Genomic DNA, 14,000 nt, shown 5'->3' on the forward strand with positions numbered 1-14,000 from the left:
CCATGGCACGTTCCACTCGCAAATCATCAAACTCCAGGTCCGGCGGCAGCACTCTGTTCGGGATGCTGGCCGGACTCATCATAGGCCTCGCCCTTGCAGCGGGTGTAGCCGTCTTCGTGGTCCGCGCACCCATGCCCTTTGTGGATCACGCCACTCGCGATCCGGCGCAAACCCTGCTGCCCGATGTCAAAGATGCGCCCGATCCCAATATTGGCCTGTACGGCAAGGACGGCGTGGCTGGCGCAGTACCGACCGGACCCATGAATACCACACCCCTGCCCTTGCCCAATAACGCTCCCCAGGTTGCGGGCAAGCCGGCGGCACCGGCGGCCAACGACAACATCAGCAAATTGATTGCCACGCTGACCGACAACAGCAAACCCCAGGCGGCCAAACCCGCAACGCCACACACGGCCCCCGCAGCCGGCCGTGCATCTGCCGCGCCCGAGTTCAAGCCCGCACCCGCAGCCAAAGCGGCACCTCCGGCCAACACCCAGACGATTTATTATCTGCAGGCGGGCGCATTTCATTCCAATAGCGATGCCGAAGCCGTCAAGGCACAGATTCTTCTCCTGGGCCTGCCCGCCGAAGTCCAGAAGGCCCAGGTCAACGGATCAACCATCAACCGGGTGCGAGTCGGGCCATTTAAAGGTATAGATGAAATGAACCGGTCGCGTGCGCGGCTTGGCGAAGAAAAAATCGCGTCGGCGGTCATGCGCCAGTAAACGGGCAGCGTGTGCCGTTTAAATTTATCGCTGCACTGTTCAGAATTGTTGCGATTACCGGGCCTGTCGCGAGGCTTCCCTGAACTTGTCGCAGTCTTTGCTGTCTTAATTTTCTGATTTGTCCTGGATTACGAAACCATGTCGCTAAAAAATCTTTTTCTACGAGCAATGGCAGTCATCACCATAGGTTCTGGCGCCCTGTTCGCCCCCCTTTCCCATGCCGCCGACGCCAGCAGCCTGTACGTCACGCTCGACCAGGCCCAGCCCTCCGACACGCCCGATAAAATCGAAGTGCTGGAATTCTTTGCCTATACTTGCCCGCACTGCAATGCAATCGAGCCCATGGTAGAGAAATGGGTCAAGACGCTTCCGCCCAATGTGGTTTTCCATGCCGTCCCCGTTGCCTTCAACGCCAGCATGGCCGATCTGCAAAAACTGTACTACACGCTCGTCGCCATGAATCGCCTGGATCTCCACGCCGCCGTATTCAAAGCCATACATGAAGAACACAAGCCCATATACGACCAGAAAGCCATTACCGACTGGATCGTCAGCCAAGGCGTAGACCGCGCAAAATTCGAAGCCGTGTTCACGTCCTTCGGTATTCAGTCCAAAGTCACCCGCGCCAACGAACTGGCCAAAAGCTACCAGATCGAAGGCACTCCCAGCATTTCCGTGGCCGGCAAATACGTGACATCGCCGTCCATGACCCAAAGCTATGAAGGCACCATCCAGGAAGCGCAAAAGCTGGTCGAAATGGCCACGAAAAAATAAGCATTCTTGAAAACAGGCTTTCTTCTTTAACGCAACACTTCCGCCTCAAGCGGGGGTGGCGGCCCAGGCGGGGTGAGCGAGCTTGAGTCCGCCGCGGCCGCAGCCTGGACCGGACGATGCGAGCTCCACCCCGCCTGGGCCGCCACCCCCGCGTCGTCTCAAGAACACGCTAAATTCCTGGATGATCGTACGCCGCAATCACCCCTGCGCTTTAGCCAGCGCCTGGGCCAAGTCGGTGATCAGGTCGTCCGGCGACTCCAGGCCGATATGCAAACGCACCACGGCATTGGCGCCTTTCGTCCAGTACCCGTGGGCGGCCAGGGGGCCATGGTCCACCAGTTGCACCAGGCTTTCGAAGCCGCCCCACGAAAATCCAATGCTGAACAGCGTCAACGCATCGACAAACGCTCGCGCCGCGGCCGCACCCAGCTTAAGCTCCACAGCCATCATGCCATTGGAACCGGTGCAATCGCGCTGCCAGATCGCGTGGCCTGGATCCGACGGCAGGGCGGGATGATAAATACGCCCGACCTCGGGGCGGCTGGCCAGGAATTCACAAACCCGCAGGGCATGCGCGGCATGCTGGCGCATGCGTATCGGCAAGGTTCGCGCGCCCCGCAAGGCAAGCCAGGCATCGTCGGCACTGATCGAATACCCCATGGCATAGTGGGTTTCATTGATCCGCTGCACAATTGCCGGATCACGGGCCATGACTGCTCCCAGCATCAAGTCCGAGTGGCCGCCCACATATTTCGTGCCGGCCACCACCGAGACATGAGCCCCCAAATCGAGCGGACGATAAATGTAGCCTGAGCCCCAAGTGTTGTCGGTGACCAGAATCAAGCCATGCTGCCTGGCGAAATCGGCCAACGCAGGAATATCGAGCATCTCGAACAACAGGGACCCAGGCGACTCTATGTAGAGCACGCGCGTATTGGGCCGCAGTTGCGCCGCCAGGGCTTCGGGCGTGGCACGGCAGTAGCTGACCTGTATGTCCATGCGCTGCAACACGGTCTTGTCCAGATGGCGCACCGGGCCATACACGCAATCGGCCGCCAGCACATGCTCGCCGCTGTTGAGCAAGGCAAACAGGGCCAGGGTAATGGCCGACAGGCCTGAAGGCGCCAGGAAACTTCGGCTCGCTCCCTCCAGCTCGCAAAAAACCTGTTCAAGCGCAGCGTGAGTGTCCATGCCCACTCTTCCGTACGTGACGGTACGTTCGCCTTTGGCCTTGCTGGCCTGCGCCTGCTCAAGCGCGGCGAGCGAAGAAAACCGTACCGTGCTGGTGCGCATCGAAGGCAGGGCAACCGGAGCCGCCCCGGTTTTGGGATTAAACTCGGCAATGCCCGAGTGTTGCAGCAAGGTATCCAGGTGTGCGGGGGTCGAAGTATTGGCCATGATATTTTGTGGGTGTTGTCGAAACAGTGAAATTCGATTCGCTAAAGCTAACATATATTCAAGCTGCCAGAGCCGGCAGCCCGCTCTTTCTTAACCCAACCCGCCAAGTTCAATCATGCTGACCTACCAAATCGCACTGTCTTTTTTTGGCATCGCCCTTTTGCTGGCCCTGGCCCCGGGCCCCGACAATCTGTTCGTACTGATGCAGTCGGCCATGTGGGGCCGCGCCTCGGGCATGCTGGTGGTGCTGGGCTTATGTACCGGGCTGGTGGGCCATACCGTGGCCGTGGCCATCGGCCTGGCGGCAATCTTTGCCGCCTCGGCCGCCGCCTTCACCGCCTTGAAACTGGCCGGCGCCGCCTATCTGGTTTATCTGGCCTGGGGTGCATTCAGGGCTCGAGGGCATCTTTCCTCGCACGCAAAAATCCCGCGGCTATCCAATGGAAAACTTTACCGCCGCGGCATCATCATGAACCTGACCAATCCCAAGGTATCACTGTTTTTCCTGGCCTTTCTGCCCCAGTTCACATCGCCGGAGCGCGGCTCGGTCGCGCTCCAGACACTGCAGCTGGGCGCGCTGTTCATGCTGGCCGCCCTGATCGTATTCGGCTGTATCGCATTCTTTTCTGGCGTCTTTGGCGACCGCGTGCAAAATTCGCCCAAAGCCCAGCGCCTGCTGAATCGATTCGCCGGCGTGGTATTCCTGGGACTGGCGCTGAAACTGGCCTTCTCCAGCCGCTGAAACCGCCGCCGAAGTGATGGGCACGCTCGAATTTGTCTGCGGTGGTCACCAAGGACGACCCCTACGAACCCGCGCCGCGATGGATACTCCTACATTCGCGTAAACCGAATCACGCCATCGGCACCCGTTTCACGCCGAAGCTTGCCCTCGAAAAACAGCGCATGCAAATGAGCCAGCGCCTCTCCCATCGCAAACGTAAGCTGATGCGAATCCAGCTTGCGCTTGAACATCAGAGGCACCACGTCGGCCGTGCTGAGCGGCGTGGCACAGGCATCCAGCACCTCGTCGAGCCGCTCGGCATGATGCGCCAGCTGCTGCGCCACCCGTTCATGCAAGCCTTTGAAAGGCCGGCCATGCGACGGCAGGACCAGAGTATCCTCGGGCAGCGCATCGTACTTGCGCAGCGAATTCAGATACATAGGCAGTGGATTGGCATCGGGTTCGTAATCGAACACACTGATATTGGTTGAAATGCGCGGCAGTACCATATCGCCCGAAATCAGAATTTTCAGCGTATCGCAATACAAGGACGCATGTTCCGGCGCATGCCCGTAACCGGTAATCACGCGCCAGTCGCGCCCGCCTATCGAAATGCGATTGCCATCCATGATCCGGCGGAAACGCGCCGGGACCGCGGGCACCATTCCCGGATAATAATTGGCGCGCTGGCGAATTTTCTCCTGGGCCTGCGGGTCGGCCAGACCGTGCCGGATGAAATGCTCGACCGCCGCCTGCCCTCCCGGGCCACCGGCCGCCGAGTTGTCGATAGCCGGCCGCGACCATAAGCGCGCTATCGCATAATCGGTCATGGTCATCCACAATGGCGCATTCCAGCGCTCGCACAGCCAGTAGGCCAGGCCCACATGATCCGGGTGCATGTGCGTCACCACAACGCGCAAAACCGGCAGGCCATCCAGCGCATTTTCAAACACCCGCTCCCAGAGCACCTTGACCTCGTCGCGCGATATGCCGCAATCGACGATCGTCCATCCCTGGCGGCCGTCGATCTCATCGCGCAACAGCCACAGATTGATGTGATCGAGCGCGAAAGGCAGCGGCATGCGTATCCATCGGACCCCGTCGGCGAGGGCCAGGGCCTCGCCCGGGGCCGGCTGCTCTTCGCCCCACGGATAAGTAAGTTTCTGTTCGTTCGGATTCATCGACGGCCTCCATACCTAAGCTTGTATAGGCTTCTGCGGCATATTATGGCATCATAATTTACGTTAACGTAAACGGCCAGTACAACCATGACCTCACCCACCTGGACCATCTCCGAACTCGCCCACGAATTCTCGATCACGCCGCGCACGATTCGGTTCTACGAAGATCAGGGTATCGTCAGCCCCAGCAGGGACGGCCGCAATCGCGTGTACCATGCGCGCGACCGCACCCGCCTCAAACTGGCATTGCGCGGCAAACGCCTGGGCCTGCAACTGGCGGAAATCTGCAGCCTGATCGATATGTACGACAGCCCGGGCGACACCACTGCCCAGTTGCGCCACTACATGGCCGTGCTCGAACGCCATCGCACTATTCTGGAACAGCAGCAACTCGACCTGGAAGAAACCCTGGCCGAGATTCGACTGCAACAGGAAAATTGCGAAACCCTGCTCGCCAGACACGACCGGAATCCGGCCCAGTCAAGCAAATCAGGGTAAGCCCTTATAGTTTACGTTTACGTAAACGTAATATAAATAGACTTTTACGCTCGGGATCGCCAAGCTCGCCGCGGTTACGCGCATAATTTGACCTCTGACCCAAGATACCGGAGACGACAATGAACCTTCCTGGCCTGAATTTCGACCTGGGGCAAGACCTGGACATGCTGCGCGATGCGGTGCATAGCTTCGCCCAGGCCGAGATCGCGCCGCGCGCCGCCGAGGCCGATCGCAGTGATCAATTCCCCATGGACCTGTGGCGCAAGTTCGGCGATCTGGGCCTCCTGGGCATGACAGTCGGCGAGGCCTATGGCGGCACAAACATGGGCTATCTGGCGCACATGATCGTCATGGAAGAAATTTCGCGCGCCAGCGCCTCGATCGCCCTGTCCTACGGCGCCCACTCCAATCTTTGCGTCAATCAGCTGCACCGCAACGGCAGCGAGGCTCAAAAACGGAAATACCTGCCCAAACTGATCTCGGGCGAACATGTGGGGGCTCTGGCAATGAGCGAGCCGGGCGCCGGTTCGGACGTGGTCAGCATGAAGCTGCGCGCCGACAAAAAGGGCGACCACTACGTGCTCAACGGCACCAAAATGTGGATCACCAATGGGCCGGACGCCGATACGCTGGTGGTTTATGCCAAAACCGATCCCGCCGCCAAACAGCGAGGCATCACTGCCTTTATCGTCGAAAAGGGCTTCAAGGGTTTTTCAGTGGCGCAAAAACTCGACAAGCTGGGAATGCGCGGCAGCCATACCGGCGAGCTGGTATTCGAAAATTGCGAAGTACCGCAGGAAAACATCCTGGGCGAGCTCAACGGCGGCGTCAAGGTACTCATGAGCGGCCTCGACTACGAGCGCGCGGTTCTGGCCGGAGGGCCGCTGGGCATCATGCAGGCGGTCATGGATGTCGTCGTGCCCTACATTCACGACCGCAAGCAGTTTGGCCAGGCCATAGGCGAATTCCAGCTGATACAGGGCAAGGTGGCCGATCTCTACACGACTCTGCAAGCCTGCCGCGCCTTCTGTTACGCGGTAGGGAAAAATCTGGATCGCCTGGGCAGCGGCCATGTCCGCGAAGTGCGCAAGGATTGCGCCGCCGTCATTCTGTATTGCGCCGAGAAAGCCACCTGGATGGCCGGCGAAGGCATACAGATTCTGGGAGGCAACGGATATATCAACGAGTATCCTACCGGCCGCCTCTGGCGCGACGCAAAGCTGTACGAAATTGGAGCCGGAACCAGTGAAATCCGGCGTATGCTGATCGGACGTGAACTGTTCAACGAAACGAGCTGACTCGCGCAGCAAGCGTCCCAATCCGGTGAGACAATGTCATGGTTAAACCAAGCCGCCTGTTTTCGCTAGCCGCAGGAGCCCGGCCATGACTTTCGTGGGCGACCACCAGTACGTCGAACCGGTGTCCCGGCGGGGCCTGTCTCCGCAGGACGTCGCAGGCGTCCTGCTGGCCGGCTTCGATCGCCACTATTCCTTGTTCCGCTATAGCGCCCAGCGCGCCAAATCCCTATTCGAATCGGGCAACTGGCGCAGCATCCAGCAGCTCTCGCGCGAACGCATCGAATACTACGACACACGGGTACACGAATGCGCGACCACCCTGTATGCCGCCCTCAAAGGCAGCGATGCCAGCCCGGCGGGAGCCTCGGCGCAGCAAAGCCTGACCCGCGCGCAGCTTGATTTCTGGCAAGCCGTCAAAGCCGAATTCATCGGCCTTCTGCTGGGCCACAAGCAACCCGAATGCGCCGAAACCTTTTTCAACTCGGTATCGTGCCGGATTCTGCACCGCGATTACTTCCATAACGACTTCCTGTTCGTACGGCCCGCCGTGGCTACCGAATACATCGACAGCAAAGTCCCCTCCTACCGGGTCTATTACCCCAATGCCGAGGGGCTGGAACAGTCGATCATCAGCATGGTGGCCGATTTCGGCCTGGCGGCGCCCTTTGCCGATCTGCCCGCCGACGCGCGCAAGCTGGCACGCATGGCCATCCGCCAGCTTGGGCGCGCCCTGGTCAAAGACGGCGGGCGGCGCATTTCGCCCGACTGCCAGATCCACGTCCTGAACTCGCTGTTTTTCAGGAACAAAGGGGCTTATATTGTCGGACGGCTTATCAATCAGAGCGCGATTTACCCATTTGCCATCGCCCTGCTGCACACCCCTTCAGGGCATATAAGCCTGGATGCCCTGCTGCATTCCAGCGACGACCTGAGCACGCTGTTCAGTTTTACCCGGGCATACTTCCTGGTCGATATGGAAACGCCCGCGGCCTATGTGCATTTCCTGAACACCCTGCTGCCGCGCAAACCCAAGGCCGAGCTCTACACCACCCTAGGCTTGCAAAAACAGGGCAAGACCCTGTTCTATCGCGATTTCCTGCATCATCTGTCGCACTCGCACGATGCCTTCGATGTCGCTCCGGGTATCAAGGGCATGGTCATGACCGTGTTCACCTTGCCGTCCTACCCTTATGTCTTCAAGCTCATCCGCGATCGCATCAACAAGGAAGGCATGGATCACGCCACAGTGCGCCGCAAATACCAGATGGTCAAAATACACGACCGTGTGGGGCGCATGGCCGATACCTGGGAATACTCGCAGGTCGCGCTGCCGCGCGCGCGCTGCTCGCAGGCCTTGCTCGACGAACTGCGCAGTCAGGTTCCGAGCCTGTTCGAAGAAAACGCCGATACCATCATCTTGCGCCACGTTTATATCGAACGGCGCATGACCCCGCTCAACCTGTACCTGGCGCGCGCCTCCGATGCCGCGCTGGACGCCGCCGTCAGGCAGTATGGCGATGCCATACGCGAATTGGCGGCCGCCAATATCTTCCCGGGCGACATGCTCTTCAAGAACTTCGGCGTCACTCGCCTGGGCCGCATCGTCTTCTACGACTATGACGAAATCCAACGCATGACGGAAATGAACTTCCGCCGCATTCCGCCCGCCCCCAACGAAGAAGCCGAACTGTCGGGCGAACCCTGGTATCCGGTCGGCGCCAACGATGTCTTCCCTGAGGAATTCCGTTATTTTCTGCTGGGCGACCCCCGCGTGCGCGGCGCTTTCCTGAAGTATCACGCCGAACTGCTGGAAGCCGGCTGGTGGCAGGCTTGCCGCGATCGGGCGACGCAAGGACGCATCGAGGATATTTTCCCTTACGATAACAACCGTCGGCTGCATCGCGCGGCCGCTTCGAATATTCCACTTACAACCACAAGCACGCCGCTTCAAGGAGCTAATCATGTCTGATCCCATCGTTATAGTCTCGGTTGCACGTACCCCCATGGGCGGTATGTTGGGCAGCCTGTCCGGCCTGGCCGGGCACGAGCTGGGCGCCGTTGTCATCAAAGCCGCGGTCGAACGCGCCGGCATTTCCGGCGAAGCCGTCGACGAAGTCATCATGGGCAACGTGCTGCAAGCCGGACAGGGCCAGGCGCCGGCCCGCCAGGCCGCGCTCGGCGCCGGCCTGCCGCTGGGCGTGGGCTGCACCACCGTGCACAAAGTCTGCGGCTCCGGACTCAAGGCCGCCATGTTCGGCCACGACCTGCTCGTGGCCGGCAGTGCCGATGTCGTCGTGGCCGGCGGCCAGGAGAGCATGAGCAATGCTCCCTACTTGCTGCTGCGCGGCCGCCAGGGTTACCGCTATGGCCACTCCACGGTGTACGACCACATGGCCCTGGACGGCCTCGAAGACGCCTACAAGCGCGGCACGGCCATGGGCGTTTTCGCCGAAGACTGCGCGGCCAAATACACTTTCACGCGCGAACAGCAAGACGCCTTCTCGCTCGAATCGCTGCGCCGCGCCCGCGCCGCCACCGCGGACGGCAGCTTCAAATGGGAGATCGCACCCGTAACCATCGCCGGCCGCAAAGGCGATACCGTTTTCGATACCGACGAAGCCCCCACCAAGGCCATGCCCGAGAAAATCCCCACGCTCAAGCCGGCATTCAAAAAAGACGGCACGGTCACCGCGGCGAATTCGTCCTCGATTTCCGACGGCGCCGCCGCCATGGTGCTGATGCGCGCCTCGACAGCCCAAAAACTGGGCGCCAAACCGCTGGCGCGCATTGTGGCCCATACCCAGCACTCGCAGGAACCCGGCTGGTTCACCACCGCGCCGGTTGGCGCCATGCAAAAACTCTTCGCCAAGACCGGCTGGGCCGCGGGCGATGTCGATCTCTACGAAATCAACGAAGCTTTCGCGGTCGTCACCATGGCTGCCATGGTCGAGCTCAAGCTGCCTCACGACAAGGTCAATATCCACGGCGGCGCCACAGCCCTGGGCCATCCCATAGGCGCATCCGGTGCGCGACTGGTCACCACACTGATCGGCGCTTTGCGCAAGACCGGAGGCAAGCGCGGCGTGGCCTCGCTGTGTATCGGCGGCGGCGAAGCCGTGGCCATGGCCATCGAAATGCTGTAGTGCTGCGACGGATGCCGCCTGGAGCGGCATCCGCCCTATTTTTAGGAATGACAATGCCCGTTATTGAGTCCCGGATCAATCCGCGATCGCAAGCGTTCGCCGACAACGCCCAAGCTATGCAAGAGCAGGTCGACGACCTGCAAAAACAATTGGCGCATACGGCGCTGGGCGGCAGCGAAGCCGCCCGCGCCAAACATGTGGCGCGCGGCAAGCTGCTGCCGCGCGAACGCGTTGAACGGCTGCTCGATCCGGGCACGCCTTTTCTTGAACTCTCGCCGCTGGCGGCGCACAACGTCTACAACAACGCGGCCCCCGGCGCCGGAGTCATTACCGGAATCGGGCGCGTATCGGGCACGGAATGCGTCGTCGTCTGCAACGACGCTACGGTCAAAGGCGGCACCTACTACCCCCTGACCGTCAAGAAACATCTGCGCGCCCAGGAAATCGCCCAGCAAAACAGGCTGCCCTGCGTTTATCTGGTCGACTCGGGCGGCGCCAACCTGCCCAACCAGGACGAGGTCTTCCCCGACCGGGATCACTTCGGCCGCATCTTCTACAACCAGGCCACCATGTCGGCGCAGGGCATCGCGCAGATCGCGGTAGTCATGGGGTCGTGCACGGCCGGCGGCGCCTACGTGCCCGCCATGAGCGACGAATCCATCATCGTCAAGAACCAGGGCACGATCTTCCTGGGCGGCCCGCCGCTGGTCAAGGCGGCCACCGGCGAGGAAGTCACAGCCGAGGATCTGGGCGGCGGCGACGTGCATACCCGGCTGTCGGGAGTCGCCGATCACCTGGCCAATAACGATCTGCATGCGCTCCAACTGGCGCGCAGCGCCATAGGCCGGCTCAACCATCACAAGCCGGTGCAGTTGCGGCGCAAACCGTTCAGCGAACCGCTGTACGATCCCCGGGAACTGAACGGAATCATCCCCAAGGACACCCGCAAGCCTTACGATGTGCGCGAGGTCATCGCCCGTATCGTCGACGGCTCGGAGTTCGACGAATTCAAGACGCGCTACGGCACGACGCTGGTTACCGGTTTTGCACACATACACGGTATGCCGGTGGGCATTATTGCCAATAACGGCATCCTGTTTTCCGAAGCGGCGCAAAAAGGCACGCACTTCATCGAGCTCTGCTGCCAGCGCAAGATTCCGCTGGTGTTCTTGCAGAACATCACAGGCTTCATGGTGGGAAGAAAATACGAAAACGAGGGCATCGCGCGCCATGGCGCGAAAATGGTCACGGCTGTGTCGACCGCCGCGGTGCCCAAATTCACCGTCCTGATCGGCGGCTCGTTCGGGGCCGGCAATTACGGCATGTGCGGCCGGGCTTTCGGCCCCAGGCTGCTGTTCATGTGGCCCAACGCGCGCATCTCGGTAATGGGCGGCGAGCAGGCAGCCAGTGTACTGGCCACGGTGCGGCGCGACGGCATCGAAGCCAAAGGCGGATCCTGGAGCGCCGAAGAAGAAGAGAACTTCAAAGCGCCCCTGCGCGAACAATACGAAAAAGAAGGGCATCCCTATTACTCCACCGCCCGCTTGTGGGATGACGGCATCATCCAGCCCGCCGATACGCGTCGTGTGCTGGCGCTGGGCCTGTCGGCCGCGCTGAACGCGCCCATCGAAGACACACGTTTCGGCGTGTTCAGAATGTAATTCCAAGGAGTCCTTGTGTTTACCACCCTCTTGATTGCCAATCGCGGCGAGATCGCCTGCCGTGTCGCCGCCACCGCCCACCGCCTTGGCCTGCGCACCGTGGCGGTCTATTCCGACGCCGACGCCAATGCGCGCCACGTTGCCGCCTGCGACGCGGCTGTACATATCGGCGGATCCGAGCCCCGCGCCAGCTACCTGCGCGCCGATGCCATCCTTGAAGCCGCCCGACAAACCGGTGCCCAGGCCATCCACCCCGGCTATGGCTTTCTATCCGAGAATGAAGGCTTTGCCCAGGCCTGCGCCAAGGCGGGCATTATCTTCGTCGGTCCGCCCACCGGCGCGATTGCCGCCATGGGCAGCAAATCGGCCGCCAAGACTCTCATGGGCAAAGCGGGCGTGCCGCTGGTTCCGGGCTATCACGGCGATAAGCAGGACCCAGGCTTTCTGCAGTCCGAGGCCGACGCCATGGGCTATCCGGTGCTGATCAAGGCCAGTGCGGGAGGCGGGGGCAAAGGCATGCGCATCGTGGAAAGCAGCGCCGCCTTTGCCGACGCGCTTGCCTCCTGCAAGCGCGAAGCCGCCAGCAGTTTCGGCGATGACAAGGTGCTGCTCGAGCGCTATCTGCAAAAACCGCGCCACATCGAAATCCAGGTGTTTGCCGACACGCACGGCAACTGTGTGTACTTGTTCGAACGCGACTGCTCGGTCCAGCGCCGCCATCAAAAAGTCATCGAAGAAGCCCCCGCCCCCGGCATGAGCGAAGCGCGGCGCCGCGCCATGGGCGAGGCGGCCGTTGCCGCCGCGCGCGCCGTCAATTATGTCGGCGCGGGCACGGTCGAATTCATTGCCGAACCCGATGGCCGTTTCTATTTCATGGAAATGAATACGCGCCTGCAAGTCGAACACCCCGTGACTGAAATGATTACCGGGCACGATCTGGTCGAATGGCAATTGCGTGTGGCCGCCGGCGAGCCGCTGCCGCTCACCCAGGACCAGTTGAGCATCAACGGGCACGCCATCGAAGCGCGCATTTACGCCGAGAATCCCGAAAAAGGATTCCTGCCCTCCATAGGCACGCTGTCGGCCCTGAATTTTCCGCCGCATGCCGCATTCCAGAACGGCGATATCCGGGTCGATGGCGGTGTGCGGGCCGGCGACACCATCAGCCCCTTTTACGATCCCATGATCGCCAAACTCATCGTGCGCGGCGCCGACCGCGACCAGGCCCGCGCGCGCATGATCCAGGCGCTCGGTGAAATTCAAAGCGTGGGGGTGAACACCAATATCGCCTTTCTGCGCCGCCTCATGGGCGACCCGGCCTTTGCCGCCGCCGATCTCGATACCGGCCTTATCGAACGTCAGCACGATTCGCTGTTTCCCGCCGCGGAAAACGCTCCACTCAGCACCCTGGCGCTCGCCGCGGCCGCCCTGCTGGCCGACCAGGGGCTGGGCTCCTCTACCTTGCATGCGAATGTGGTGCATGCCGATCCCTGGGCCCAGACCGATGGCTGGCGCATTGCGAGCCTCTACCAGCGGCCCTTTACATTGATCGATAACGACGCCGTGCACGAACTGCGCGTCGGCCGCAATGGCGAACACTGGTCCTGCAGCGACGCCACCGGCACACAGGCTTTCGAATGGCGTGCCGAAGGACTTGCGCCCAAGCAGTATCGGCTGCGCATTCGTCTCGATGGCGTCGATACCTCGGGGGTCGTGGTTTTGCATGGCGATCATGCTCATGTGTTCGTTGCCGGCGGCGTACGCGTGCTGCAGGTCCGCGATGCGGTTGCCCATCCCCAGGATGAGGGCAATGTGCACCAGGGCGGCCTGACCGCGCCGATGCCGGGCAAGATTATCTCGATTGCCGTCAAGGCAGGAGATACCGTCAAAAGCGGCGACGCCCTGATGGTCATGGAGGCCATGAAAATGGAGCATACGATACATGCGCCTGGCAATGGCACGGTGCAGGAGTTGTTCTTTGCTGTCGGCGATCAGGTTGGCGACGGTGTGGAGCTGATCGCCATCGCTGCCGCATAGACAGGGGCTGATCGCCTGCATTGTGATTTTTTATGCGAGGCTTTAGCGCATTTTTGGTTTTGAGTGTTTATGGCATTCGACGTTTTGGTATTTAAAGACGCCGTCTATCGGGGCTTGGGGTCAGGGCCGGCACGGCGTGCTTGATCCGGATCTACCTCGTCCAGGCGGGCGTCGGGCCAAACTCGCTACGCCGCTGGCGCGGCTACGCTCAAACATGGCCCGCCGAAAGCCCCCGCCTTCCCTACGGTAGCATCCGGCGCACGCCTTACGCCGGTCCTGACCCCAAGCCCCGATAGACGGCTCACGTAATGGCATGCCTGGAACTGCATCACGGGATGTCCGGAATTAACGTGCTTGCACCTACCGTTAATGGGCCTGCACCCCTAGAACCGTTAACGTGCCCGCACTCATGCCTCCATCACGTGGCCACATCTACCTCGATTGACGACTGGATGTACTAAAAGCACCCACCGCTTCAATGTAGTCTGTGATTGGCTCAACGCAGCTTCCCCAATGTATACCTCGATGCATTCCCGTAACGCAAGCCGCAGGGTGGGCGGTGCG

Annotated in this window: 11 protein-coding genes; 9 read left to right on the forward strand and 2 right to left on the reverse strand. The window is 61.0% G+C overall.

Features of this window, described 5'->3' with window-relative positions; all coding sequences use genetic code 11:
• The first annotated feature begins 2 nt into the window (after positions 1-2).
• Both LSG25_RS15255 and LSG25_RS15260 read left to right on the forward strand, forming a co-directional pair.
• A complete protein-coding gene (locus LSG25_RS15255) occupies positions 3-725 on the forward strand; it encodes an SPOR domain-containing protein (protein ID WP_232741757.1) in 723 nt (240 codons plus the stop codon).
• Between the two features lie 138 nt (positions 726-863).
• On the forward strand, positions 864-1,499 hold the full coding sequence (locus LSG25_RS15260) for a thiol:disulfide interchange protein DsbA/DsbL (protein ID WP_232741758.1): 636 nt from the start codon (positions 864-866) through the stop codon (positions 1,497-1,499).
• A gap of 198 nt (positions 1,500-1,697) precedes the next feature.
• Here LSG25_RS15260 and metC read toward each other — a convergent pair whose 3' ends face one another.
• Positions 1,698-2,897, reverse strand: a complete 1,200-nt coding sequence (gene metC / locus LSG25_RS15265) for a cystathionine beta-lyase (protein WP_232741759.1) — start codon at positions 2,895-2,897, stop codon at positions 1,698-1,700.
• Positions 2,898-3,012: 115 nt separating this feature from the next.
• On the opposite strand from metC, the gene LSG25_RS15270 reads away from it, so the two are divergent.
• Complete coding sequence (locus LSG25_RS15270; RefSeq protein ID WP_232741760.1) at positions 3,013-3,639, forward strand: LysE family translocator; 627 nt, start codon at positions 3,013-3,015, stop codon at positions 3,637-3,639.
• Between the two features lie 89 nt (positions 3,640-3,728).
• Here LSG25_RS15270 and LSG25_RS15275 read toward each other — a convergent pair whose 3' ends face one another.
• The gene (locus tag LSG25_RS15275; protein ID WP_232741761.1) at positions 3,729-4,799 is read right to left on the reverse strand and encodes an MBL fold metallo-hydrolase; all 1,071 of its coding nucleotides are present in this window, start codon (positions 4,797-4,799) and stop codon (positions 3,729-3,731) included.
• A gap of 87 nt (positions 4,800-4,886) precedes the next feature.
• On the opposite strand from LSG25_RS15275, the gene LSG25_RS15280 reads away from it, so the two are divergent.
• From LSG25_RS15280 to LSG25_RS15305, 6 genes are all read left to right on the forward strand, one after another.
• Positions 4,887-5,297 (forward strand): MerR family DNA-binding transcriptional regulator, encoded by a 411-nt coding sequence (locus tag LSG25_RS15280; RefSeq protein WP_232741762.1) that lies wholly within the window; start codon positions 4,887-4,889, stop codon positions 5,295-5,297.
• Between the two features lie 119 nt (positions 5,298-5,416).
• Entirely contained in the window at positions 5,417-6,595 is a 1,179-nt protein-coding gene (locus LSG25_RS15285; protein ID WP_232741763.1) for an isovaleryl-CoA dehydrogenase, read from the forward strand.
• Positions 6,596-6,680: 85 nt separating this feature from the next.
• Entirely contained in the window at positions 6,681-8,564 is a 1,884-nt protein-coding gene (aceK, locus tag LSG25_RS15290; protein WP_232741764.1) for a bifunctional isocitrate dehydrogenase kinase/phosphatase, read from the forward strand.
• On the forward strand, positions 8,557-9,738 hold the full coding sequence (locus tag LSG25_RS15295; RefSeq protein ID WP_232741765.1) for an acetyl-CoA C-acyltransferase: 1,182 nt from the start codon (positions 8,557-8,559) through the stop codon (positions 9,736-9,738). Before aceK ends, LSG25_RS15295 begins: the two co-directional genes overlap by 8 nt.
• Before the next feature lie 53 nt (positions 9,739-9,791).
• A complete protein-coding gene (locus LSG25_RS15300) occupies positions 9,792-11,399 on the forward strand; it encodes a carboxyl transferase domain-containing protein (RefSeq protein ID WP_232741766.1) in 1,608 nt (535 codons plus the stop codon).
• A 15-nt stretch (positions 11,400-11,414) separates the two neighbouring features.
• Positions 11,415-13,436, forward strand: a complete 2,022-nt coding sequence (locus tag LSG25_RS15305) for an acetyl/propionyl/methylcrotonyl-CoA carboxylase subunit alpha (protein ID WP_232741767.1) — start codon at positions 11,415-11,417, stop codon at positions 13,434-13,436.
• The last annotated feature ends 564 nt before the right edge of the window (positions 13,437-14,000 follow it).

Origin of the sequence: Paralcaligenes sp. KSB-10 (assembly GCF_021266465.1) — a bacterium.
Taxonomy (GTDB): domain Bacteria; phylum Pseudomonadota; class Gammaproteobacteria; order Burkholderiales; family Burkholderiaceae_B.